Source organism: Streptomyces sp. B6B3, assembly GCF_039871525.1.
Lineage (GTDB): Bacteria > Actinomycetota > Actinomycetes > Streptomycetales > Streptomycetaceae > Streptomyces.
Genome location: NZ_JBDPLU010000016.1, coordinates 135,762 through 160,340, shown reverse-complemented (window position 1 = coordinate 160,340; position 24,579 = coordinate 135,762). Strand labels below are relative to the sequence as shown.

The window sequence follows — 24,579 nt, the reverse complement described above, 5'->3', positions numbered from 1 at the left end:
CGCGCCGATCCAGGCCGATCCAGGTAGTACACGACGTCCGGGCCACCGCGACGGACGGGGATCCGGTTCGCGCCATTCGTCGTTCCGCGGCGGGACTCGCCGGGAACGGGCCAGACTGGGGGTGGCGGGCGCGGACGGCGAGGGGCGGGGCATGGCGCGGGGAGGCATCGACGACTGCTGGTTCTGCGGTGCGGCGCCCGTCGGCGGCGGCTGCGTGGTGACGTTGGGCCGCCCCGACGGCGGCGCCACCGAGGCCGTCGCCGTCCCGGGTTGTGGCTCCTGCCTGCGGCGGTACGCGGCGGAGATCGCGCGACGGGAGTCGGTGGCGCGGGGGTGTCTGGGGCGGCTGGCGGCCTCCGCGCTGCCGGTGGCGCTGGCGTTGTTCGGTCTGGTCGCGGGCCCCACCAGCGCGATCGGGATCGCCCTGCTGGTCGCGGCCTGCGGCGCGGGATGGTGGTTGCTGGCCTCGCTGTCCCGGCTGCTGGCCGACCGGGACCCGACGGTCACGGCGCGGGCCGCCGCGCATCCCGCCGTCGCCGAACTGACCGCCCGGGGCTGGCGGATCCTCCCCACCCCGCCCGGCGCCGACCCGCCCTGAGCGCGTCGGGCGCCGCGACGCCTCGTCAGGTTCGCCGCCGGGTGTGGGACAGTTCCGGGCAGGGTGTTCCGCGCGTCGCGACCGTCGGGAGGGCCTCGTGTCGATGCCGCCGCAGAGTCCGGGATCGAGTCCGCACCACGCGCCACCGGAGCCGTTGCGCACCACGCCGCAGCGGCTGTACTACGAGGCGCCGACCTACTACCGGCCCCAGCCCGCCGATCCCCCGGCCGTTTTCCTGGCGGGCGGGATCACCGGGGTGGAGCGCTGGCACGATCACGCCGTCGAGGTCCTCCGGGCCGCCACGAGGCCGGTCGTCGTCCTCAACCCCAGCCGCGCCCGTTTCTCGACCGACGATCCCGGGGCGGCCTGGGAGCAGGTCAGCTGGGAACAGCATCACCTGCATCTGCCCACCGTGGTGACCCTGTTCTGGTTCCCGGCCTGCGACCCGGCGGTCACCACGCAGCCGATCGCGCTGTTCGAGCTGGGCCAGGCCCTCGGGGAACGACGCCGGATCGTGGTCGGCGCGCATCCCGGCTATCCGCGCGAGCCGGACGTCCGCATGCTCTGCCAACTGACGCGCCCCGGAACGGTGGTCCATGCCGACCTCGACCACGTGCTGGGGGCGGCGCTGTCGGAATGCGGCGGCGACCGGTGACATCGGTCGGTCGGGCGCCCGGCCGACCGGCGGGCCGCGGCCCTATCGCGTACGAACGTACACTCGCTCTCGTGTGATCCCGCGCGAGCGGGCGGCGTAGTGGAGGAGTCGATCGAGAGGACCGCCGTGGAGAGCATCACCAAGAACCGGCAGTCGCCCGCCGTGCTGCGCGCCATGATCGAGCGCGCCTACGGAGCCGATCGGACCCCGACCGGGGAGGGATGGGCGAGCGAGCTGGGACACGGCTGGTTCAACGTCGCCTACCGCATCCGCCTGCGGGACGGAGCCGACGTGGTGCTGAAGATCGCGCCGCCGGCGGGAGTCGAGGTGATGACGTACGAGCGCGGCGCCATGTCGATCGAGCTGGACACGCTCGACCTCCTGCGCAAGCACACGTCCGTGCCGGTCCCGACCGTCGACTTCGCCGACCGGAGCCACGAGCTGTGTGACGCCGACTACTTCTTCATGCCGTACGTCGACGCGGACAACCTCGGCATCATCGCCGACCAGCTCCCCGCGGCCGAACGTGAGGCCTACATGACACAGCTCGGGGCGGCCAACCGGGAGCTGAACTCCGTCCGCGGACCGGGCTTCGGGCCTCTCGCGGGTCCGGTCGATCCGAGCTGGAGGCGGGTGTTCACCGGCATGATCGAGGACGTCCTCGTCGACGGCGAGCGCCGCGGCGTCGACCTGGGGTGGGACTACGGCACCGTGCGCGCGGTGGTGGCCGAACACGCCGACAGCCTCGACGCGGTGACGGAACCGCGGCTGGTGGAGTGGGACCTGTGGGACAGCAACGTCATGGTCCGCGACGGAAGGATCGTCTGCGTCATCGACCACGAACGCGCCTTCTACGGGGATCCCCTGATCGAGGCGGGGTTCACCGGCACCCAGCTGGCCGTCTTCGGCGACGCCCGGCCCTTCATGCGCGGCTACGGCCACCCCGAGCTGACCGCGAGGCAGCGCGTGCGCCGCCGCCTGTACTGCCTCCACCTGCTGCTGATCATGGTGATCGAGACGGTGTACCGCGGGCACGCCGACACCCGGCAGTACGACTGGGCCCGCGTCCAGCTCGACGACGTCATGGCGTTGTTCGGCCGCCACCGCCGGTGAGAGGCACGCGAACCGCCTCCCCGACCGACCACACGTCCCGACTCGGCACCCGGCCGGTGGGCCCACTGCTGTGGCGCGCCTGCGTCCAGACCACGGCCTCGGTGGGCGTGTACGGGATCTACGCGCTGACCAACGCCTGGTTCGTGGGCCACGGGGTGGGCGACACCGCGATGGCCGCGGTCAACCTGATGGCCCCGCTGCTGCTGTTGCTGGGCGCGGTGTCCACCACCGTGGGCGCGGGCGGCGCCTCACTCGTCTCCCGAGCCCTGGGCGCGGGTGACCGGCGGGCGGCCGCGCGGGCGGCGGGCAACGCCTTCACCCTGTTCTGGATCTGTGCCGCCGTCGTCACCGTCCTCGGCCTGGTCCTCCTCGACCCGCTGCTGACGCTGCTCGGCGCCCAGGGGCCGCTGCGGGAGAGTGCCCGCCCCTATGCGGTGGTGCTGCTGTCCGGATCGCTGGTGGCCACGGGCTTCTCCAGCCTGGTCCGTGCCGAGGGCCGGATGGGGTACTCGACGCTGCTGTGGGTCGTGCCGGTCGCCGTGCAGATCGCCCTCGACCCGCTGCTGATCTTCGGGTTCGACATGGGAGTGCGCGGCGCCGCGCTCGGCACCGTCGGCGGCCAGCTGGTCTCCGCGGCGATGAGCCTGTGGTTCTTCTTCCTGCGGCGCGACCGCCCCTACCGCGTCGGCCTCGCGGACCTGGTTCCGAAGGGACCGACGGTGCGGGCGCTGCTCCACGTGGGCATGCCCTCGTTCCTGGCGGGCGCGGGCGTCACGCTCCTGGCCGTCCTCATCAACGCCACCCTCACCGCCGCCGGAGCGGTCACGGCCCTGGCCGCCTACGCCGTGTGCGCCCGCCTGCAGATGTTCGTCATGATGCCGCACTCCGGCATCAGCCAGGGTCTGCAGCCCATCGCGGGCTACAACGCGGGGCTCGGCCTGACCGACCGGGTCCTGCGGGCGCGTGACCTCGCGCTGCTCGGCTCGCTGCTGTACGGCCTGGTCACCGCCGCGGCCCTCGCGCTGCTGGCCGGGCCCCTGGTGGCGCTGTTCCTCAACGACCCCGAGACCACCGCCACCGCCGCCCGGGCACTGCGCGTCATGGCCCTCGGCCTGGCCTTCGCCGGGATCGCCCCGCTGGTCGCCGCCTACTTCCAGTCACTGGGCCGTCCGGCACCCGCCTACGTGATATCCATCGGCACCCTGTTGTTGATCAAGGCACCGCTGGTCGTGGCCCTCGGCCAGCTGGGCCCCACGGGCGTCTGGGCCGCCCTGACCGCCGGCGAGCTGGCCACGGCAGCCGTCGCCCTCCTGCTGCTGCGCCGGCTGCGCCACCGTCCCGGCGCCGCCGTTCCCGCGGGTCCCTGAGCCCGGCCGGGTCGCCGAGGCGGGGTGTCAGCGCGTCGTCCAGGTGCGGAGCTTCTCGGGGTTGCGCACCGCCCAGATTCGGGTGATCCGGTCGCCCGCGACGTCGACCGCCAGCACCGCGACGACCACGTCGTCCTGCCGCACCACCAGACCCGGTTGGCCGTTGACCGTGCGCGTCAGGACGGCCAGACCGGGTGCCAGCCCGAGGATCTCGACGAGGCGCCGGGCGATGGGCTCGCCGCCCGTGACCGGGTGGTACTCGGCGCTGACGAGGCCGCCGCCGTCGGCGACCGCCGTGGCGTCGGGGTCGAGGAGGCCGACCAGGGCGTCGATGTCCTTGGCCTGCCACGCCGCCTGGAAGGCCCGGACGACGTCCGAGCGCCGGTCCTGCGACGTCTCGGGCGCCCGCGACGCGCGGATCCGGCGGCGGGCGGAGGAGGCCAACTGGCGACACGCCGCCGGGGTGCGGCCGACGATCCCGGCGACCTCGTTGAAGGAGTAGCGGAAGACGTCGTGCAGGACGAACGCGACGCGCTCGGCCGGGGTCATCGACTCGAGCACGACGAGGAAGGCCATGGTGACCGACTCGTCCAGGGTGACCCGGTCGGCCGGGTCCGCGGCGCTGCCGCCCGACCGCTCGGTGGCCCATTCCGAGCGGTCGGGCAGCGGTTCGGGGATCCACGCGCCGACGTAGCGCTCGCGGCGGGCCCGGGCCGAGCCGAGGACGTCGAGGCAGACGCGGCTGGCGACCGTGGTCAGCCAGCCGCCCGGCGAGGCGATGGCGTCCCGTCGCTCCGCGGGCAGCGCGTACCAGCGGGCGTAGGTCTCCTGCACGACGTCCTCGGCCTCGGCCAGCGAGCCGAGCATCCGGTAGGCGAGGCCGATCAGCTGGCGCCGTTCGCTCATGACCGCGCCCAGAGCCGGATCGAACCGGCTCTCCGCCGGCCCCGGCCGGTCCGGTTGGCCTGGCTGGTCCGGCTCTGGCTGAGTGGTCATGGTGTGGCCCAACTCCCTCGGTCGCCTCCGCCCTCCTCCGTCCGACGAGACGCGGCACCGAAGTGTGAGGTCGGCGGTCGCCTCACATTCCCACGGGTTGTGCCGTCGAACGGGTGAGAAGGACACGTCGTCGCGCACCACCTACGAGGAGAACGCCCATGAACATCGCTCTGTGGATCGTCGCGGGGCTGCTGGCCGCGGCCTTCCTGGCCTCCGGCGCCGTCAAGCTGGTGCAGTCCCGGGAGAAGCTGGTCGCCTCCGGCATGGGAGTCGTCGAGGACCTCGACGCCGGCACCCTCAAGGTCGTCGGCGCGCTGGAGGTGCTGGCGGCCGCGGGCCTGATCCTGCCCGCCGCGTTCGACATCGCGCCGGTGCTGGTGCCGCTGGCCGCCGTCGGCGTGGTGTTGCTGATGGTGGGTGCGGTCGTCATGCACCTCCGCCGAGACGAGGCGCGGGTGATCGCGATGCCGCTGATCCTGCTGGTGCTGGGCGCCGTCGTGGCCTGGGGCCGCTTCGGCCCCGAGTCCTTCACCGGCTGACCCGGGCCACGGGTCGGGTCCATGGGGTCGGGGCGGCGGGCTCGGGGCCGCGGGCTCAGTCGACGGCGGCGGCCGCCTCGCGGAGGGACTGGGCGATCTCCTGGGGGTCGTAGGGGGCGGACTCGCCGGGGGTGTAGGTCACGGCGGTGAGGGTGCCGGTGTAGCGGAAGGTGCCGTGCCGCTCGTGCACCGGCCAGGACACCGGGGACTTGCGGTCCAGGCCGACGCTGATGCCCTGGAGCGGCGCCATGCCGATGAGCTGCCGCACCCCGTCCAGGCCGCCGGTGCGCAGGCCGTCCAGCCAGACGTCGAACGACCAGCGGATGTCCGGCAGGGCCGTGGCGGACACCTCCACCGTGTGCGCCCCGGGTCCGAACGGGCCGGCGTCGACCTCGTGGAGCTCGCCGTACTCGTTGAACGCGAGGCGCAGCCGCCCGTTCTCGACGTACAGGGCGTAGCCGCCGCCCTGGTCGCCATGCGAGACCAGCACGCCCCGGTCGTCGGCGTCGTGCCGCCGGATCGCCAGCGTGATGGTGAACGACCGGAAGGCGATCAGCCGGGAGGAGCGGTACCGCTCCAGTTCGGGGGTGCCGGGGAGCAGCGTGACCGGGCGCAGCAGGCGCTGCTCCTCGGGGCTGCGGAAGGCGAGGGCGCCGCTGGCGTCGACGAGCGGGAAGACGCCGTCGCGCCAGGCCGCGGTCTCCCAGGCGGCGGCCAGCTCCTTGACCAACACCGGGTGGTCGGCCGCCACGTCGGTGGTCTCGGTGGGGTCGCGGCGGACGTCGAAGAGCGACCACTCCCCGTCGTCGTAGGGCTCACCCGGTCGGTGTCGGGTGACCAGCTTCCAGCCGTCGCGGTGGTAGCTGCGGTTGCCCGCCGCCTCGCCGTACTGCTCGGGATGGGTGCTCGCGGCGGCGGCCTCGGCCAGCACCGGCACGAAGCTGACGCCGTCGGGCTCCTGCACCGGCCGGCCGCGGCGTTCGGTGGGGCGCCGGACGCCGGCCAGCTCCAGCAGCGTCGGCGCCAGGTCGGTGACGTACTGGAACTGGTGGCGCAGGCCGTCGTCGTCCGGCTCCCGGCGCAGCCCGGCGGGCCAGGAGACGAGGAACGGCACGCGCACGCCGCCGGCGTGGGCCTGGCCCTTGTAGAGCCGGAACGGGGTGTTGGAGGCCATGCCCCAGCCGCGCGGGTAGTGGGTCAGGCTGCGCGGGCCGCCGATCAGCTCGGGGTCGCTCCGCGCGGCGTCGGCCGCCCAGTCCTCGGGGAGGCGCGGGTGCCGGACGAAGCCGCTGAGGTAGCCGAGGGTGCACGCGGCGCCGTCGTCGCCGGTGCCGCCGCTGTCGGAGGTGAAGACGATGATGGTGTTGTCCAGCTCGCCCATCGCGTCCAGGGTGTCGGTGAGCCGGCCGAGGTTCTGGTCGATGTTGTCCACCATCGCCGCGTACACCTCCATGGAGCGGGCGTGGCGGCGGCGTTCGCCGGGCGTCAGGTCGGCCCAGGCGGGGATCCCGTCGTCGGCCTCGGGCTCCCGCCCGGGCAGTCGGGTGTCCGGGGGGAGCAGGCCGGCGGCGCGCTGGCGGTCGAACCGGGCGGTGCGCAGCGCGTCCCAGCCGTCGTCGTAGCGGCCGCGGTGCCGCGCGATGTCGGCCGGCCTGGCCTGCAGCGGGCCGTGCACGGCGTTGTGCGCCAGGTAGAGGAGGAACGGCTTGTCGGGGTCGTGCGCGCGGAGCGAGGTGACCATGGCGATGGCCTGGTCGGTGATGTCGTCCGTGTAGTAGTAGTCGTCGGGGAACGCGTCGATGTCCAGCGGGGTGTTGTCGCGGACCAGCTGGTGCGGGTGGAAGAGGCTGGTGATGCCCTCCAGCACCCCGTAGTACTGGTCGAAGCCCTTGCGCAGCGGCCAGTCGCGGCGGTCGTCCGCGGCGTTGGACGCGGCGTCGCGGGCCAGGTGCCACTTGCCCACCGCGTAGGTGGCGTAGCCCGCGTCGTGCAGGGTCTCGGCCAGCGTCGGGATGTCCTCGGCGATCTCCATGCCGTAGCCGGGGAAGCCGGGATCGACGTTGGCGACCGTGGCGTAGCCGACGCGGTGCGGGTTGAGCCCGGTGAGCATGGCGGCGCGGGCCGGCGAACACAGCGGCACGGTGTGGTAGTTGGTGAGGATCAGGCCGTCGCGCGCGAGCCGGTCCAGGGTGGGGGTGGGGATCTCCGAGCCGAACGGGCCGATGTCGGCGTAGCCCATGTCGTCCGCGAGCACGACGACGATGTTCGGGGCGAGCTGGCGCGGGCGGTGCGGGGCCGGCCACGCCGGGTCGGACTCCGCGAAGGTGCGTCCCACGATGCCGGGGAAGCCGTCGTAGGGGTTACGGCGGTGCGGCGCGGAGCGCCGCGGCCCGGGGAGCGGCCCGGGCGGCGACGCGGTCATGCCAGGCTCCGCACGGGGTCGTGCAGCAGGTCGCTCTCCGAGGCCGGGAACAGCCGGGCCAGCTCCACGGCCAGGGCGGTCAGCCGCTGCCGGCCCGGCCGGCCGTTGGCCGCGGCGAGCTGCAGCAACGAGCCGGCGCGCAGCACCACGTGGAGTTCGGCGTCCAACAGCCCCGGCAGGTGGCGGCGGATCGCGGCCACCGCCAGCGGTTCGGCGAGCAGTTCGGCCAGCGGGGTGCGCAGGTGCAGCCGGCCCTGCGGGAAGTCGTCGGCGCGCGGCACCGGCCGGCGGGCCGCCTCGGCGCGGTCCCGCTGCGCGGCGACCAGCAGATGTTCCGCGGACACCGCGGCGGGGTCCTCGGGCAGCCCGAGCCGCTGGTACTGGCTGGGCGGGGCGTCGTGCTCGCGCAGCGCCTCGACGAGCAGCCGGATCATCCGCAGCTCCGCGTCGTCGTCGACCATCGGGTTCTTCTGCTCGGGGTCGACGGCCAGGTCGAACAGCAGCGTGCCGAACCGGGCCGGGCTGAGGAACGGGGCGGTCACGGCGGGGAAGCGGAGCGTCGACACGCCCTTGGTGAAGGAGAAGGGCCCGACCAGTTCGGCGTCGGCGAGTTCCTCGGCGGTGAGCCGGCCGCGGATCCGGGTCGGCATCAGCGTGTGCTCGTACAGCGGCTCGTTGCCGTCCTGGACGCCGGCCCGCAGGTAGACGTAGCGGCCGTCGGTGATGTTCACGTGACCGCCGAAGGTGCCGAAGAGCGCCGTCTCGCGCGCGGGTCGGGCCGACGCCCTCTCCGGCGCCCCGTGCTCCGGCGCCCCGTGCTCCGGCGTCTCGTCCTCCGATGTTTTGTGCCGCGGCGCCTCGTCCTCCAGCGCCTCGCGCAGCGGCCGGCCGCGCATGTCGTCGGGTCGGGCGACGCCGAAGTACTCCAGCAGCGTCGGCGCGAGGTCGATGGTCTGGACGAGGCCGGCGTGCCGGGTGCCGTCCAGCGACGGCAGCCAGGGGTCGTGCACGAACAGCGGGGTGTGCACCAGCTCGTCGTACCAGGGCTGGACGGACGTGGCCCACCAGCCCTGCTCGCCGAGCTGGTAGCCGTGGTCCGTACACACCACGAGCAGGGTGTCGTCCCACAGGTGGTACTCGTCCATGGCGTCGAGGACGCGGCCCAGCGAGTGGTCGCACATCGACAGCAGCGCCGCGTACTCGTAGCGGGCGTGCGCGGCCTGCTCGTCGGTCTCGGTGACCCGGCAGGCGTCAGGCCAGTCGAAGTGCGGCCCCGCGTAGTCGTGCGGGTAGCGGTCCTTGAAGCGCTGGTGGGTGAAGAACGGCTCGTCCGGATCGGCCGTCTCGATCTGCAGGAACCAGCTGCTGTGCGCGTGGTTGGTGCGCAGGAACTCCAGGCCGGCGTCGAAGGTCAGCGTCTGCGGATGCTTCTCCTCGGTGTCCAGGTGCCGGCGGTTCACCCAGTCCTGGCGCCACCGCACGTCGCGGGTGGCGTGCAGGTCCTCGGGCGGGCGCGGGCTGGCCAGCTGGCCATGCCAGGGATCACCCGCCTGGCCGCGGAAGAACTCCCAGCTGTGGTACCGGGTGTGGTAGGTGCCGCCGCCGTCCTCGAAGTAGTGCTGGTTGTCGGTCACCAGGTGGGTGTAGACGCCGTGCCGCCCGAGCAGCTCGGGCGCCGAGTCGTCGAACGGCTCCAGCGGACCCCAGCCGCGGTGCAGGAAGTTGTGCCGTCCGGTGTGCAGTTCGCGGCGGGCCGGCATGCCGGACAGCGACCCGGCGTAGCAGGTGTCGAAGGTGACGGTACGCGAGGCCAGCCGGCTGAAGTTCGGGGCGTGCGTCCAGGTCGCGCCGTAGGGAGGCAGCATGTGGCGGTTGAGGCTGTCGAACATGACCATGACGGCCTTCACGAGCGGATCCCTTCCTGAGTGATGTCACGGGCCTGTGCGGTTCACGGATGGAGCACTGCGGCTCGCCGGGCCCGGGCGGCGACCGGTGCGCTGAGCGATCGATGATCAACCGTCAGCGACGGAACGCCGGCGCACGGGCGCGGCGCTGGAACGGGAACGGAACGGGAACCGGGTCGCCTGAGCGGCCGCCCCGTCCTCACGGGGCGGGACGGATCGGCGGGGGGCACGCGCTGCGGCGTGCGACGAGGTGCGGGGGTGCCCAGCGGCCGGGGCGGCGGGCGGTGCCGAGGATCAGCGGGTCAGCGAGACCGGCCGGTCAGCGGTCGGCACGGCGAATCACGCGGCACAGATCGCGCTGGCCTGCCGACGAAGGTCGACGTGCCGGCGGGACACGAGGCGCAGTTCGCGGTTCACGTGAACCAGGGTGTCAGCAACGCTCCGGGACAGTCAACACCCGTTCCACGATGGGCGACCGGCCGTCACCCACGGCTTTCCCACCGTTCCCTGGCGACGTCCCCGGTCACGGCCGGGCCGCGGCGTGAGAGCGTTCGGGGTGGGCACCGGGAGAGCCAGGACGCCCATCATTCAGAACCGCCAGCCAGAACGCTCGAACCCCCAGAACGCTCGAACCCCCAGAACGACATGGAGCACGTCACGCCATGACCACCGAGCACCCGCCCCCCTCGCAGCCCTCCGTCATCGTCATCCTCACCGACCAGCAGCGCTGGGACACCACCGGCGTGCACGGGAACCCGGCCGACGTCACGCCGGAGTTCGACCGCATGGCGCGCGCCGGCACGCATCTGGAACACGCCATCACCCCACAGCCGGTGTGCGCGCCGGCTCGCGCGGCGTTGCAGACGGGCTGCTGGCCGACCACCACGGGGGTGCACCGCAACGGGCTGCCGCTGCCGGACGACGTGCCGACCCTGGCCGGGGCGTTCGCGGACGCCGGATACGCCACGGGCTACATCGGCAAGTGGCATCTGGCCGGGCAGGGCCCGGGCGAGGGCGCGGGCCCGGTGCCGGCGGAGCGGCGCGGCGGCTACCAGCGGTGGCTGGCCAGCGAGCTGCTGGAGTTCACCTCCGACGCCTACCGGACGGTGGTGTGGGACGAGGAGGGCCGGCCGGTGCGGCTGCCCGGGTACCGCTCGGACGCCCTGTTCGACGCCGCGATCCGCTTCGTGGCCGACCACCACGACCGGCCGTTCTTCCTCTTCCTGTCGCTGCTGGAGCCACACCACCAGAACGCCACGGACGACTATCCGGCGCCGGAGGGCTACCGGGAGCGCTACGAGGGCCGCTGGCTGCCGCCGGACCTGGCGGCGCTGAGCCCGGGCGCCCCGCAGGGCGGCGCGCTGCGGCACCTGGCCGGCTACCTCGGGCAGATCAAGCGGGTGGACGAGGGCATCGGGCGGCTGCGGGACGCGCTGCACAGCCTGGACCTGACGGACCGCACCGTGCTCGCGTACACGGCCGACCACGGCTCGCACTTCCGCACCCGCAACACCGAGTACAAGCGCTCCGCGCACGACGCCTCGGTGCGGGTGCCGATGGCGCTGACCGGCCCCGGTTTCACCGGCGGCGGCCGGGTCCGGCATCCGGTGAGCACGTTGGACCTGCCGCCGACGCTGCTGGCGGCGGCCGGGGTGCCGGTGCCCGCGTCGATGCAGGGCCGGTCGTTCCTGCCGCTGCTCGGCGGGGGCACCGACCCGGGCCGTCCCGAGGAGGTCTTCGTGCAGATCAGCGAGTCGCAGGTGGGGCGGGTGGTGCGCACGGAGCGGTGGAAGTACGCCGTGGCGGCGCCGGAGGGCGAGGTCGACCCGTGGCACGACCCGGACGCGCCGCGCTACCAGGAGACCGAGCTGTACGACCTGGCGGCCGACCCGTACGAGCTGGACAACCTGGTCGGCCTGGACTCGCACCGGGCCGTCGCGGACCGGATGCGGGCGGGCCTGCTGGCCTGGCTGGAACGCGCAGGGGAGCGTCCCGCCGAGGTGGAACGGGCTCCGGCCCGCCCGGCGCGGTTGCAGCGCAGGGCGGATCCGGAGGCGCGGGAGCTGCCGTGGCAGGGCCTGCCGTTCGGCCACCGGGCGGCGGCCGGGTCGCTCAGTGCGGACGGCGAACCGGGGCGGGTAAATCGGGAGTCGCCCAGTCGATGATCTGGACGGCGGCGCCCGCGGCCTCCTGACCACGGCAGTGGTGGTGGTGTCGGCTGGCGATGTCGTCGGTGCGCAGCCGGCCGCGGAAGGCCGGCTGGCGCAGCAGCCGGCGGGCGTAGCCCCACACGTGCCGGCGGGCGGCGATCCGGTGCACCGCCTCGGCGTCCAGGTGCCAGCGGTGGATGGTGTCCAGCTGCACCAGGGTGGTCCACAGGTGCACGTCGGCGGCGGTCAGTTCGGTGCCGAGCACGAACGGGCCGCCGTCGGCGAGCGCCTCCTCCATGGCGTCGAGTCCGGCGAGCAGGCTCTCCAGGGCGCTGGCCCGGCCGCCGCTCTCGTGGTCCTCCGCCTCGGGCGCGCCCGGCGCTGGCCGGCCCTGCTGGCCGTTCGGCGCGTACTGACCGTTCGGGGACTGACCGTTCGGGGACTGGCGCGCGCGGGGGGACGCCTGACCCGCGCGCTGCGCGGCCTCGCCGATCCGCTGGTCGCAGCAGCGGACCACCCGCTCGATGGCGCCGTCCAGCCCGGCGGGGAAGAGCTCGGGCCCGTCGGCCCGGAAGCGGTTCGCCAGGTCCCGCAGGATGTGCGGCGCGTGGTTGCTGACGACGCGTCCGGTCCACCGGTCCACCAGCGCGGGCACGGCCGCCGGGCCGGCGCAGCGGTGCGCGGTCGCCTCGTACGCCGGCCGGAGCACCTCGTAGCCGCCGGCGTCGTCGGGGACGGCGGGCAGCAGGGTGAGCTCCACCCGGTCGTGGAGGCGGAGCAGGTCGTAGGTGATCGCTATGCCCAGACAGCCCGGACAGGAGAGGCTCAGATACAGCTGGTAGCGATGGGGCGCGGGATAGTACCCGCTGCTGGCGTCGGGACCGATCCGGCCCCGGAACGGGTGGGGCTGGGTCGGCGAACCGGAGGAGGACATGACGCTCCCTGGATGTCGGCAGGCACGTGGACGCGGACCGGAGTCAGCGCCGGCGCGGCGGAGGGGCGAGAAGAGGGGGGAAGAACGGGAGAAACGGGAGAGAGGAAGGGAGGAAGAGGGCAGGGGGCGCGAACGGCCGGTCAGAGGCGCCGGTCCGGGCGCCGGTTCGACACGCTCGGCGACATGCGCCGGCGTCGCCTCAGCGGAGCGAACTGATGGCGCTGCACACCCGGAGCAGGTCTATGTGGCGTCGCGAGGTCAGCAGACGCGGCCGGGGCACACCAGGAGGTGTGGCCCAGCTCGTCTGAGGACGCTCTTGCGCCGTCATGACCACCCGCCGTCCCGGGTCGTTCTCGTCAATTCCTCGGTCCCGAAGGCTACATGCCGCCATCCAAGACTTCCGTCGGATTGTCCGACTGCTCCGGTGGAGCGTCAAGGGCGTGTGCACAGTCCGGACACGCGCCGTCTCCGCCGTTCCGTGCGCCCGCGCTCGGGAGGCGTCGTCGCCCGCCCCCTCGCGGCCTGCCAATCGGCGCCCGGAAATCTTTCGGATCCCCGCAGCCCAGCAGGTCACGCACGGTCTCGTACCTCCCCCGCCGCACCGCCGGAATTCGACCGGCAACAGAGTATTGACCTGGACATCACACGTCATTAGCCTGCCCGAACCAACTTCCGGAATAGTTCCGGAAATTATCGGTCTGCGCCTGCCGCTTGGAGCAGCACGAATATGACGAGCCGCCGTACCTTCCTGGGCCTCCTTCCGATGACCGTCGCCGCGTCCACCATGACCCCCACCCTCGCCTCAGCCACCACCCGTGGCGCCGCCCACCGGCGCGCCACCTTCCTCTCCACCTCCTGGCAGCCGGGCAGTCTCCGCCTGGCCGCGCACGGCCGGGCCGCCCCGATCGTGGTCAGCTCCGCCGACCACCCGGGCGTGCTGCGGGTGGTGGACGACCTCCAGGCCGACATCCAACGGGTCACCGACATCCGCCCCGACGTGGTCCGCGGCGAGGTGCCGAGCGGTCACGAGGAGATCGTCCTCGTCGGCACCCTCGGCGTCAGCCCGCTCATCGACCAGCTGGTGGCCGACGGCAAGCTGGACGTGGACGGCATCGCCGGCGCCTGGGAGACCAGCCGGCAGCAGCTCGTCCGCGACCCGCTGCCGGGCGTGCGCCGGGCGTTCGTCATCGCGGGCAGCGACCAGCGCGGCACCATCTACGGCGTCTACGAGGCCTCCCGGCAGATGGGCGTCTCACCCTGGTACTGGTGGGACGACGTGCCGGTGCCGCACCACGACGCGCTGTACGCCCTGCCGGGCCGGTACAGCCAGGGCACCCCGGCGGTGAAGTACCGGGGCTTCTTCATCAACGACGAGAACCCGGCGCTCGGCACGTGGGCGCCGGCGTTCTTCGGCCCGGGACACGCGCCGGGCTACGAGGGCGGCTTCAACAGCGGCTTCTTCGCGGCGATCTTCGAGGTCATGCTGCGGCTGAAGGCGAACTACCTGTGGCCGGCCGTGTGGGGCCGCGCGTTCGCCGAGGACGATCCGGAGAACCACGCGACGGCCACCCGGTACGGCGTGGTCATGGGCACCTCGCACGAGGCCCCGATGATGCGCGGCATCGAGGAGTGGAACCGGCACGCGGTGCCCGCCGTGCGCGACGCGGACGGCAACATCACCACCCCCGGCGAGGACCCGTACGGCGGCACCGGCGAATGGTCCTTCCGCCGCAACGCCGACGCCGTCAAGGCCTACTGGCGGGACGGCGTGCGCCGGATGGTCGCCGAGGACTTCGAGGGCGTGGTCACCCTCGGCATGCGCGGCAACGGCGACGTCAGCCTGCCCGACGGCGACGGCATCGACCTGATGCAGTCCATTCTGGACAACCAGCGGCGGATCCTCACCGAGGAGGTCGACGGCGACATCGCGGGCGTCCCGCAGGTCTTCACCCTCTACAAGGAGGTCCAGCGCTACTGGGACCGCGGCCTGCGCCCGCCGGACGACGTCACCGTCGTCTTCTGCGACGACAACTGGGGCAACCTGCGCAAGGTCCCGGACCCCAGCCTGCCGGAGCGCCCCGGCGGCTACGGCATCTACTACCACTTCGACTACGTGGGCGGCGGCCGGAACTACAAGTGGGTGGACACCATCAACCTGGCGTCCACCTGGGAGCAGTTGCACATGGCGCACTCCTACGGCATCGACCGGCTGTGGGTGGTGAACGTCGGCGACATGAAGGCCGAGGAGCTGCCATTGCAGTTCTTCCTCGACTACGCCTGGGACCCGGAGCGCTGGGACGTCGACCAGCTGGGCGAGTGGGAGCGGCAGTACGCCGCGCAGAGCTTCCCGGAGCGGCACGCCGAGGCCATCGCCGAGGTGCTGCACGACTACGGCGTGCTCCAGGCCCGCCGCAAGCCCGAGCTGCTCAACCGGCGGATCACCCTGGACCCGGCCAAGGACCCGGCCACCGACTCCTCCGCCGTGGTCTACGACGACGAGGCCACGCCGTTCAGCCTCAGCGCCTACCGGGAGATCGAGACGGTCACCGCGGAGTGGGAGCAGCTGGACGCCCAGGTCGAGCGGATCGGCAACCGGCTGCCCGAGGAGTACCACGAGGCGTACTACCAGCTGGTGCAGTACCAGGTCGAGGCCACGGCCAACCTGTACGCGCTGCGGCTGGCGGAGTTCACCAACATCCACTACGCCGGCCAGGGCCGCGCCACCACCAACGACCTGGCGGACGCCTGCGACGCCCGGTTCGCCGACGACCAGGCCATGTCCGACTACTACAACAACACCCTCTCCGACGGGAAGTGGCAGGGCTTCCAGACGCAGCCCAAGATCGGCTACGGCGACGTCGAGCGCTACGGCCCGAACGCCCCGTGGCAGCAGCCCGAGCTGAACAACGTCGCCCTGCCGGACGAGGTGTTCCCCGCCGTGCAACGCATCGAGCTGCCCGCCCGGGCCGAGCTCGGCGTGGCGGTCGACGGCTCCGACGCCTGGTGGCCGGACGCCGAGGGCCCGGCCGAACTGCCGGTGTTCAGCCCGTACCAGACCGCCCCCGAGCAGTACATCGAGGTGTTCAACCGCGGCTCCGTGCCGTTCCACTACCGGATCGAGCCGGCCGAGGACTGGGTGACCGTCACCAGGGCCCGGGGCCGGCTGGAGAAGCAGGTGCGGTGCATCGTCCGCGTCGACTTCTCCCGGGCGCCGTCCGGCTCCAGCACCGTGCCGATCACGGTGACCGGGCCCGGCGGGTCACGCGTCGAGGTGCGGGCGCTCATCGAGAACCCGGACGTCAGGCCGCACGAGCTGGCGGGCTTCGTGGAGGCCGGCGGCTACGTGTCGATCGACGCCGCGCACCACTCCCGGGCGGTGAACAGCCACGGCGTGCGCTGGGAGCGGCTGCCGGACCTGGGCCGCACCAGTGACGGCATGACGCCGTTCCCGGTGACCGCGCCGAGCCGCACCCCGGGCGGCGGCGGGCCGCGCCTGGAGTACACGATGACGCTGTTCACCGCGGGCGAGGTGCGGGTGCTGGCCTACCTCTCGCCGCGGAACAACGTGCTGCCGACCGAGGGCCTGCGCTACGCCGTCTCGTTCGACGACGCCGAGCCGCAGACGGTGAACGTCACCGCCGTCACCGGCGCGGACGACACGTCGATGAACCGGCAGTGGGAGCGGAACACGTCGAACAACGTGAACCTGACGGTCACCAGCCACACGCTCGCCGGCCCCGGCCGGCACACGCTGAAGTTCTGGATGGTCGACCCGACGGTGGTGCTGCAGAAGCTGGTGGTGGACACGGGCGGGCTGCGCCCCAGCTACCTGGGCCCGCCGGAGAGCCTGCGCGCCCGCGACTGAGAAACCCCGTTCGGTGGGGCCCGCGAGCGGGCTGCGCCCGAGCTAACCGGGCCCGCAGGAGAACCCGCGGACCCGGGACCGAGGACCCCGTTCGGTGGGGAGTGCCTGTGCGGCCGGTTGAGGGTCGATCTTCCCGCGGATCCGACCCCGCCGGTCGCGCAGGCGCGTCGGCGTTGCCCGCCGCGTCGGACGGGCGGCCGGCTCCGCCTAGCTGGCCGCGTCCGGGCCGGGCCCGCGCGGCCTGCCTGGCTACCGCCGGCCGTCGGGGTCCCCGGCGGTGTCGGCCAGTGACGGACGGGTCGGCCGGACGGGCTGGCTACCGCGGGCCGTCGGGGTCCCCCGCGGTGCCGGCCGGGGATGGGTGGTCGGCGGGGGGCGGGGTGGGGTCGGCGGCCGTGTGGGCCCAGCGTCTGGCCAGGTAGGCGCCGACGATGAGCTGCAGCTGGTGGTAGATCATCAGCGGCACCACCGCGAGCGCCGCCTGGTCGCCGAAGATGACGCTGGCCATGGGCAGGCCGGCGGCCAGCGACTTCTTGGAGCCGGCGAACGTGATGGCGACGCGGTCCTCGCGGGAGAACCGCAGCCGGCGCGACCCGTAGCCGGTGAGCAGCAGCATGACGGCCAGCAGCACGGCGTTCACGCCGGCCACCGCGACCAGCCGCGGCCAGCTCGCCTCGCCCCAGACGCCCTGGTTCATGCCCTCGCTGAACGCCGCGTAGACGATGATCAGGATGGAGCCGCGGTCCACCAACGAGAGCACCGCCCGGTGCCGCACCACGAAGTCGCCGATCCAACGGCGCAGCAGCTGGCCCAGGACGAAGGGGGCCAGCAGCTGCCCGGCGATCTGCAGCAACGATTCCGCGGAGAAGCCGCCGCTGGCCCCGATGAACGCGGCGGCCAGCAGCGGGGTGGCCAGCACGCCGACGAGGCTGGAGAACGAGCCGGCGGCGATGGCGGCGGGCACGTTGCCGCGGGCGATGGAGGTCAGGGCGATGGACGACTGCACCGTGGAGGGCACGAGGCACAGGAACAGCAGCCCGTCGTAGAGGTCGGGCGTGACCAGCCAGGGCACCAGGCCGCGGGCGGCGAGGCCGAGCAGCGGGAAGACCACGAAGGTGGCGGTGAGGATGGTCAGGTGCAGCCGCCAGTGGCGCAGTCCTGCCACGGCCTCGTGGGTGGAGAGCCGGGCGCCGTAGAGGAAGAACAGCAGCCCGATGACGCCGGTCGCGGCGGCGTCCACGCCGTCGGCCGCGGCGCCCTCCGCCGGCAGCAGTGCGGCCAGGCCGACCGTGCCGAGCAGCAGCACGATGTAGGGGTCGATCAGCCGGGCCAGTCTGCGCACGTGCGCCATTGTGCCTCCGGGCCCGCGGGAGTGCGTGTCGGGCCCAGATCATGGACGATGGAAAATGGCCTCGCATCGACCTCGAATCGATCAGATCGAAGCAGATCCGTCTCAGAATCGGATCAGAACCGCGCAAGAACCGACGAGAAAAGGACCGGTGTTCGAACGTGAACAGCGTCCCGAACGTGACCCTCACCAACGGCGCGGAGATGCCCCAGCTGGGCTTCGGCGTCTGGCAGGTGCCCCAGGAGGAGGCTGCCGAGGCCGTCGGCCACGCCCTCGCCGCCGGGTACCGCAGCATCGACACGGCGACGATATACCGCAACGAGGAGGGTGTCGGGCAGGCGGTGGCCGACTCGGGCCTGCCCAGGGAGGAGCTGTTCGTCACCACCAAGCTGTGGAACGGCTCCTCGGAGACGTGGACGCGGGACGCGGTGCTGCGGGAGTACGACGCCTCCCTGGCACGCCTCGGCCTCGACTACGTCGACCTCTACCTGGTCCACTGGCCCCGCCCGATGCGCGACGACTACCTCACCATCCTGAGCGCCTTCGGCGAGCTCGCGGAGAGCGGCCGGGCCCGGGCGGTCGGCACGTCCAACTTCCACCCGGACCACCTGCGCCGGGTGATCGACGAGACCGGCGTGGTGCCGGCCGTCAACCAGATCGAGCTGCACCCCTACCTGCAGCAGTCCGAGCTCCGCGCGCTGCACGCCGAGCACGACATCGTCACCGAGGCCTGGTCGCCGCTCGGCCAGGGCAAGGGCCTGCTCGACGACCCGGTGCTCGGCGAGCTCGCCAGGAAGCACGACAGGTCCCCGGCCCAGGTGGTGCTCCGCTGGCACCTCCAGGTCGGCAACGTCGCCATCCCGAAGTCCGTGACGCCGTCCCGGATCAAGGAGAACATCGACGTCTTCGACTTCGACCTGGACGACGAGGACCTGACGGCGATCACCAACCTCGACTCCGGCACCCGCTTCGGCGCCAACCCGGACACCTTCGACTGGGGCTGAGTCGCGTCAGCCCGGCCGCCGGCCCGGCGCCGGTTCGCCCGGGGCGGACCCGCCCTCGGCGAGAACCGCGCCGGGCCGGCGGCCGAACCGTCAGCGTTTCGTTCTTCTTTCGCGGTACCGCGCCGGTGCCCCGATGCAGTCGAATGGTGGGGTGGACGCGAACCCCGAACCCTCCCGCCCGCGGTCGGCCCTGGTCGCCCGGGTCGGGCTCGCCGCGCTCTGCGGGCTGCTCGCGGCCGGCGCCGGGCTGGCCGCCGCCGAGTTCGCGACGGCCGCCGCACGCCCGGAGGCCAGCCCGGTCACCGCCGTCGGCGGCGTGGTCATCGACCACACCCCGGCGGCGGTGAAGGACTGGGCCATCGAGACCTTCGGCACCGCGGACAAGCTGGTGCTCAGGATCGGCATCGTGATCCTGCTCGCCCTCTACGCCGCCGGCCTGGGCCTGCTCGCCGCGGCCGGGCCGCGGGCCCGCCGGACCGCGGCGGTGGTCGGCGCGCTGCTGTTCGGCGTGGTCGGCGCGGTCGCCGCCGCCAGCCGGTCGGGCGCCGGCGCCGAGGACGCCGTGCCGTCGCTGCTGGGCGGCGCGGTCGCCGCCGGCGTGCTGGTCTGGCTGACCCGCCGGCTCGTCCCGCACGAGGACGCCGGGCCCGGCGACGCCGGCTTCGACCGGCGCGCCTTCCTGGTCGCGGCCACCTCGACGGCCGCCGCCTCGGCCGGCGTCGGGCTGCTGGGCCGCGCGCTGCGCTCGGCGGACGACGCCGCCGCGGAGGCGTCCAGGTCCGCGGTGCGGCTGCCCGCCGCCGACTCCCCCGCCGGCCCGGTCCCCGCCGGCGCGCGGCTGCGGGTGGCCGGCCTGAGCCCGTTCCGCACCCCGACCGACGACTTCTACCGCATCGACACCGCGCTGCGGGTGCCGCGGGTGGACGCCGAGACGTGGCGGCTGACGATCCGCGGCGCCGGGGTGAGCCGCCCGTTGACCCTCGGGTTCCGGCAGCTGCTCCGCCGCGAGCTGGTCGAACGGGACATCACCCTGACCTGCGTCTCCAACCTGGTCGGCGGCGACCTCGTCGGGAACGCCCGGTGGATCGGGGTGCGGCTGGCCGACCTGCTGCGCGAGGCGGGGGTGCGACCGCCGTCCGAGGGCGGCCCGGCCGACCAGCTGGTGGCGCGCTCGGTGGACGGCATGACGCTGGGCAGCCCGGTGGAGACGGTGATGGACGGCCGGGACGCGCTGCTGGCGGTCGGCATGGACGGCGAGCCACTGCCGTTCGAGCATGGCTTCCCGGTGCGCATGGTGGTGCCGGGCCTCTACGGCTACGTCTCCGCCTGCAAGTGGCTGACGGAGCTGGAGCTGACCACCTTCGCCGACTACGACGCCTACTGGGTCGGCGGCGGCTGGGCCGAGCGCGGGCCGATCAAGACCCAGTCGCGCATCGACACGCCGGACGGCTCCGCGCCCCTGCGGCCGGGCCCGGTGCCCGTCGCCGGCGTGGCCTGGGCCCAGAACACCGGCATCGAACGGGTCGAGGTCCGCGTCGACGACGGCCCCTGGCACGAGGCCCGGCTGGCCGACGAGCACTCCGTGGACACCTGGCGGCAGTGGGTGTGGGAGTGGCCGGCCACCTCGGGCTCGCACGTGCTCCGGGTGCGGGCCACCGACCGCTCGGGCGCCACCCAGACCGCGCGGTCGGCCCCGCCGGCCCCGGACGGCGCCACCGGCCACCACGAGATCCGCGTCGAGGTCGAGTAGCCCGCGCCTCGCCCTGCCGGCGCCCCGGAACACTCCGGGCGCCGGCTTCTCAGACGACGGCGACGGCGTCGATCTCGACGAGGAACCCGGGGCCCAGGCCGGCCACGACGTGGACCGTGATGGCCGGCGGCGGGTCCGCCGGGTTCCACACCTCCTGGAAGGCGGCCACGCCCTCGTCGAACGAGTGGTCCCGCACCACGGCGATGGTCCAGTGGACGATGTTCGCCAGGCTGGCCCCCTCGCTCTCCAGGACGGTCGCGAGGTTCCGGAACGCCTGCCTGGTCTGCTCCCCGACGGTGGGACCGACCACCCGACCGTCGGCGTCGACGCCGTTCTGTCCGCCGATGTAGATCGTCTTCGCCGGCTGTTCGACCACGACGGCCTGGCTGAAGGCGGGGCTGCGATGCAGCCCCTCGGGGTTGATGTGCCGTATGCCCATGGGTTGCCTCCTCCGAGAGCGAAACCGGTTATAGCGGTTCCGTACGGCACTAGTTATAGTGGTTTCATGCGAACGAACGCAACCGGACGGGTGTTGCACGATCCGAAGGGAGGGTCGTTCCGGTTCGACGCCGGCGCCCTCTGCCTGGACTTCGCCCATACCGGCGGCGAGGGCCGGTACGCGGTGTTCGAGAGTCTCCACGAGCCCGCCGACCTGGGCGCGTGGCTGGCCCAGCCGCCGCTGACCGCGGTCCTGACGGAGCCGGTGACGGCCCGCGGCCTGGCCGCGGCCAAGGCCCTGCGTCAGGCGATCTGGGACGCGGCGCACGCCCGCGCGGCGGGCCGCCCGCTGCCGGCCGAGGCGGTCGCGGCCCTCAACGAGGCGGGGGCCGCGGCACCGTTGGTCCCCGAGCTCGCCGCCGACGGCACGGCCACGGCCTGGGCGCCACCGGTGCGGGCCGCGCAGGCGCTGTCCACGATGGCGCGGGAGATGATCGAGCTGCTGTCCGGGCCGCTCGCCGGGCGCATCCGCGAGTGCGCGAGCGACAACTGCCCGCTGGTGTTCGTGGACTCGTCCCGCCCCGGCGCCCGGCGCTGGTGCGCGATGGAACGCTGCGGCAACCGCCACAAGCTCCGCGCGCTCCGCGCCCGGCGGGCCACCGACTCCTGACGCGACCCGGCGCGGATCGCGTCGACCGGGGCCCAGCCGCGCCGGGTGCGACGGGCGGAGCCGAGACGCGGGAATCCCGGTTCAACCAGGCCGAGGGCCTGCGGAAGTCGATGTCCTGCAACGCGGCACAGCGCTCAGGGGCCGCCGCCGCGGAAGGTCAGGACGCGCCGTGGGAGAGGGCCAGCTCCTCGACGCGGATGGCGAGTTGGGTGTCCAGCTCGGTCACCTTGCCGCCGACGCTGTGGGTGTTCACCGAGACGCCGAGGCGGTTGTAGGTGACGCTGAGGTCCGCGTGGTGGTTCAGCTCCTCCTGGACCGAGGCGATGTGCACCAGCATGGCGACCGCCGGCAGGTGCCCCGGGAGCGTGTACTCGCGCACCAGGCGGTCCTCCTGGAGCGACCAGCCCGGCAGGCCGCTCAGGGCCTCGGCGATCTCCAACTCGGTCAGCGGCTGCGGTGCCATGGTGTCGGGCTCCTCTCGCGGGTCCCCCGGGTCCCACCCAGCCTAGGACGTGTTTCACGGTCCCGCCTGCCCCACCCTTCGGGCGGACGGCGCTCCCCACGCGACAACCCCGAACGAGCATCCCCGCCCACGGGGACCTAGTCACGCGCGGCAAGCGCGTCCGCGCGGCGTGCCGGCTGGGCCGCGGCCTCGGCGAGCCAGCGGCGCAACACGTGGTGCACCGCCTCCGCGCCGGCCAGCTCCCCGCCGTCCGGCACCGGCGCGGACAGCGCGACCGGCGACATCAGGAACGCGCGGTTCTGTTCGCCGCCGAGGCCGCCGTGCGAGCCGATCTGGTCCTCGAACGCGTGCACCGCGCCGGTCCGCGGGTCCACCGCCGAGTTCACCATGATGTCGGCGGCGTGCCGGAAGCCGGCGACGCGGCGGACCGCCGCGGCGGCGCCGGGACCGTACGGCGCGAGCGGGTCGGCGCCGGTGACCCGGCCGGTCGCGAGGTGGTGTTCGGCGCCGCCGGCGCCCAGCGCCACGGGCCCGTGGCGCTCGTCGTGGACCAGCAGGAAGCCGATGCCCGGGTGTTCGGCGAGGGTGTCGAGCAGCCGCGGGTAGCGGAACTCGATGGCCCGGCGCCCGGCCCGGCCCAGCAGGTCGGGGAAGGAGATCAGGCCCAGGTTGCCCGAGCCGAGCACGACCGGCGCGGCGGCGGCGTCGGGCGGCGCGGCCATGGACGGCCGTTCCCTGCGGTGCAGGGCGACCCGGGCGGCGCCGCGGGCCTCGGCGCCGATCTCCTGCCGCTTCCGCGCCCGGGTCACGGGCCGGCCCGAGCCGATCCGCACCAGCTCCTCCAGCGAGTGGCCGTAGGCGGCCCGGAACGTCTCGCCGTGGCTCTGCCCGTGGTCGGAGAGCAGCACCAGATGGTATGGGCGGGGGGCGTAGGCGATGGCCCGGGCGACCACCCGCACGCACCGGTCGAGCCGCGCCAGCACCTGGTCGGTGTCCCGGCCGGCCGGGCCCGAGTGGTGCGCCACCTCGTCGTAGGCGACCAGGTCGGCGTACACCGCTCCGCGCCCGGTCAGCACGTCGCCGACGACGGCGGCGGTGACCACGTCGCGCTGCACCACCGTGGCGAAGGCCCGGATCAGCGGGTACAGCCCGCCGCGGCTCACCCGGGGGCGCTCGCCGCGCAGCCGGGCGCGGCCGGCCTGGACCAGCTCCCTGACCAGCTCGGCGACGAACGACAGGGCGGTGCGCACGGCGTGCGCCGGGTCCGAGAAGTAGGCGAAGTATCCGGCGCGCGAGCGCTGGCCGCGGCCGCGGCGAGCCGCGACCGAGAGGACCAGCGCGTTCTCCCCGGCGCCGCCGGTGAAGAGGTTGCCGCGGGAGGCGCCGTCCCCGGACAGCAGCCCCGGGCCGCCGCTGCGGGCGGCGGCCCGACGCTGGAGCTCGGCCGCGTGCGCCGGCCGGTTGCTGACCATGACCTCGCCGGTGTCCTTCTCGAACCAGCGGAACGCGGGCACGTCCTCGTTGGTGCCGTGCAGGATGGCCAGCTGGGAGGCGCCGGTCTGGCTCGACCAGTCGGTGCGCCAGGGCACCAGCCGGTGGCTGGTGCCGCACATCGCGGCCACGGTGGGCATCACCGGACGGTCCCCGGCGATGGCCTGGACCAGCCGCTCGTACCCGATGCCGTCGAGCTGGAGGAAGACGATGCCGGGCGGACGGCCGGACAGCGCGCCGCCGGGCCGTCCACCCGGCAGGGTCCGGCGCCAGTTCGACGGCCTCGGGGGCGCGCCCATGCCCGCCATCCGGCGCAGCCGACGCGCCTCGGCCCCCGGATCCCTGACGGCCAGCAGCGTCGAGGTGGACGAGGAGGCCAGCGACATGACGGCGGCCACCACCACCGCGGTCTCCGGGGTGGCCTCGCCCTGCCCGTCCGGTACCGCGCTGAGCGCGAGCCACAGCAGCGAGCCGTCGAGCAGGAACACCAGCGACGCCAGCGCGAGCGCCGGCACCAGCAGCAGCGCGCGCACCAGCCACGGCCACACCAGGGCGTGCAGCAGGCCGAACGCGCCGGCGCCGAGCGCCGCGGTGAGCCCGATACGGGAGAGGCTCTCACCGTCCGCCGACTGGAGCCGGAAGTCCGGCAGCAGCAGGGCCAGCAGCAGCATGGTCACGGTGCTCGCCGCCCACACCGCCAGCACCCGCAGCAGTGCCGCCCCGCCGCTGCGCCACGCCGTCACCCGCACCGAACCGCCCTTCGTCGTTCATCGCACCGATCGTCCACTGATCGTCCCTGATCGCCTCGTCGCTCCGATTCTCCCCTTCCGTCACCGAACGCTCCGCTCGCGGCCGGCGGGCGGCCCGGCGCG

Annotated in this window: 18 protein-coding genes; 10 read left to right on the top strand and 8 right to left on the bottom strand. The window is 73.7% G+C overall.

All coding sequences use genetic code 11. The annotated features are described in order from the left end of the window. Nucleotides 1-151 precede the first annotated feature (151 nt). The 4 genes from ABGB06_RS28340 (at nt 152) to ABGB06_RS28325 (ending at nt 3,733) form a co-directional block, all read left to right on the top strand. Nucleotides 152-598, top strand: a complete 447-nt coding sequence (locus ABGB06_RS28340) for a hypothetical protein (protein ID WP_347594483.1) — start codon at nt 152-154, stop codon at nt 596-598. 103 nt (nt 599-701) lie between these two features. After that, a complete protein-coding gene (locus tag ABGB06_RS28335) occupies nt 702-1,253 on the top strand; it encodes a nucleoside 2-deoxyribosyltransferase domain-containing protein (RefSeq protein ID WP_347594481.1) in 552 nt (183 codons plus the stop codon). A gap of 126 nt (nt 1,254-1,379) precedes the next feature. Beyond that, entirely contained in the window at nt 1,380-2,366 is a 987-nt protein-coding gene (locus ABGB06_RS28330) for an aminoglycoside phosphotransferase family protein (protein ID WP_347594479.1), read from the top strand. Then, entirely contained in the window at nt 2,363-3,733 is a 1,371-nt protein-coding gene (locus ABGB06_RS28325; protein ID WP_347594477.1) for an MATE family efflux transporter, read from the top strand. The genes ABGB06_RS28330 and ABGB06_RS28325 overlap by 4 nt, the downstream gene beginning before the upstream one ends. Nucleotides 3,734-3,760: 27 nt before the next feature. On the opposite strand, the gene sigJ is transcribed toward ABGB06_RS28325, so the two are convergent. Continuing rightward, complete coding sequence (gene sigJ, locus ABGB06_RS28320) at nt 3,761-4,639, bottom strand: RNA polymerase sigma factor SigJ (protein ID WP_347594568.1); 879 nt, start codon at nt 4,637-4,639, stop codon at nt 3,761-3,763. Nucleotides 4,640-4,887: 248 nt separating this feature from the next. Between sigJ and ABGB06_RS28315 the strand changes: the two genes are divergently transcribed. Further along, nucleotides 4,888-5,268 (top strand): DoxX family protein, encoded by a 381-nt coding sequence (locus ABGB06_RS28315; protein ID WP_347594475.1) that lies wholly within the window; start codon nt 4,888-4,890, stop codon nt 5,266-5,268. A 55-nt stretch (nt 5,269-5,323) separates the two neighbouring features. Here ABGB06_RS28315 and ABGB06_RS28310 read toward each other — a convergent pair whose 3' ends face one another. Beyond that, nucleotides 5,324-7,690: an arylsulfatase gene (locus tag ABGB06_RS28310; protein WP_347594473.1), complete on the bottom strand. Its 2,367-nt coding sequence runs from the start codon at nt 7,688-7,690 to the stop codon at nt 5,324-5,326. Beyond that, a complete protein-coding gene (locus ABGB06_RS28305; RefSeq protein ID WP_347594471.1) occupies nt 7,687-9,597 on the bottom strand; it encodes a sulfatase in 1,911 nt (636 codons plus the stop codon). The genes ABGB06_RS28310 and ABGB06_RS28305 overlap by 4 nt, the downstream gene beginning before the upstream one ends. A 659-nt stretch (nt 9,598-10,256) precedes the next feature. On the opposite strand from ABGB06_RS28305, the gene ABGB06_RS28300 reads away from it, so the two are divergent. Beyond that, nucleotides 10,257-11,759, top strand: coding sequence for a sulfatase-like hydrolase/transferase (locus ABGB06_RS28300; RefSeq protein WP_347594469.1), 1,503 nt, complete (start codon nt 10,257-10,259; stop codon nt 11,757-11,759). On the opposite strand, the gene ABGB06_RS28295 is transcribed toward ABGB06_RS28300, so the two are convergent. Continuing rightward, nucleotides 11,707-12,678, bottom strand: a complete 972-nt coding sequence (locus ABGB06_RS28295; protein WP_347594467.1) for a glutathione S-transferase C-terminal domain-containing protein — start codon at nt 12,676-12,678, stop codon at nt 11,707-11,709. The two genes, ABGB06_RS28300 and ABGB06_RS28295, sit on opposite strands and share 53 nt — an antisense overlap. Nucleotides 12,679-13,405: 727 nt before the next feature. Between ABGB06_RS28295 and ABGB06_RS28290 the strand changes: the two genes are divergently transcribed. Continuing rightward, entirely contained in the window at nt 13,406-16,543 is a 3,138-nt protein-coding gene (locus ABGB06_RS28290) for a glycosyl hydrolase 115 family protein (protein WP_347594465.1), read from the top strand. A gap of 316 nt (nt 16,544-16,859) precedes the next feature. Here ABGB06_RS28290 and ABGB06_RS28285 read toward each other — a convergent pair whose 3' ends face one another. Next, nucleotides 16,860-17,885, bottom strand: coding sequence for a bile acid:sodium symporter family protein (locus tag ABGB06_RS28285; protein WP_347594463.1), 1,026 nt, complete (start codon nt 17,883-17,885; stop codon nt 16,860-16,862). Between the two features lie 167 nt (nt 17,886-18,052). Here ABGB06_RS28285 and ABGB06_RS28280 point away from each other — a divergent pair, with 167 nt between their 5' ends. Both ABGB06_RS28280 and ABGB06_RS28275 read left to right on the top strand, forming a co-directional pair. Next, the gene (locus ABGB06_RS28280; protein ID WP_347594461.1) at nt 18,053-18,895 is read left to right on the top strand and encodes an aldo/keto reductase; all 843 of its coding nucleotides are present in this window, start codon (nt 18,053-18,055) and stop codon (nt 18,893-18,895) included. A gap of 151 nt (nt 18,896-19,046) precedes the next feature. Continuing rightward, entirely contained in the window at nt 19,047-20,645 is a 1,599-nt protein-coding gene (locus tag ABGB06_RS28275) for a molybdopterin-dependent oxidoreductase (RefSeq protein ID WP_347594459.1), read from the top strand. 49 nt (nt 20,646-20,694) lie between these two features. On the opposite strand, the gene ABGB06_RS28270 is transcribed toward ABGB06_RS28275, so the two are convergent. Further along, a complete protein-coding gene (locus ABGB06_RS28270) occupies nt 20,695-21,084 on the bottom strand; it encodes a RidA family protein (RefSeq protein WP_347594457.1) in 390 nt (129 codons plus the stop codon). A 66-nt stretch (nt 21,085-21,150) separates the two neighbouring features. On the opposite strand from ABGB06_RS28270, the gene ABGB06_RS28265 reads away from it, so the two are divergent. Further along, entirely contained in the window at nt 21,151-21,753 is a 603-nt protein-coding gene (locus tag ABGB06_RS28265; RefSeq protein ID WP_347594455.1) for an ABATE domain-containing protein, read from the top strand. 157 nt (nt 21,754-21,910) lie between these two features. Here the strand turns inward: ABGB06_RS28265 and ABGB06_RS28260 are convergent, their stop codons facing one another. Together ABGB06_RS28260 and ABGB06_RS28255 are read right to left on the bottom strand one after the other, a co-directional pair. Beyond that, nucleotides 21,911-22,216: a 4a-hydroxytetrahydrobiopterin dehydratase gene (locus tag ABGB06_RS28260; protein WP_347594453.1), complete on the bottom strand. Its 306-nt coding sequence runs from the start codon at nt 22,214-22,216 to the stop codon at nt 21,911-21,913. Nucleotides 22,217-22,353: 137 nt separating this feature from the next. Further along, the gene (locus ABGB06_RS28255) at nt 22,354-24,456 is read right to left on the bottom strand and encodes a hypothetical protein (protein ID WP_347594451.1); all 2,103 of its coding nucleotides are present in this window, start codon (nt 24,454-24,456) and stop codon (nt 22,354-22,356) included. Between the last annotated feature and the right edge of the window lie 123 nt (nt 24,457-24,579).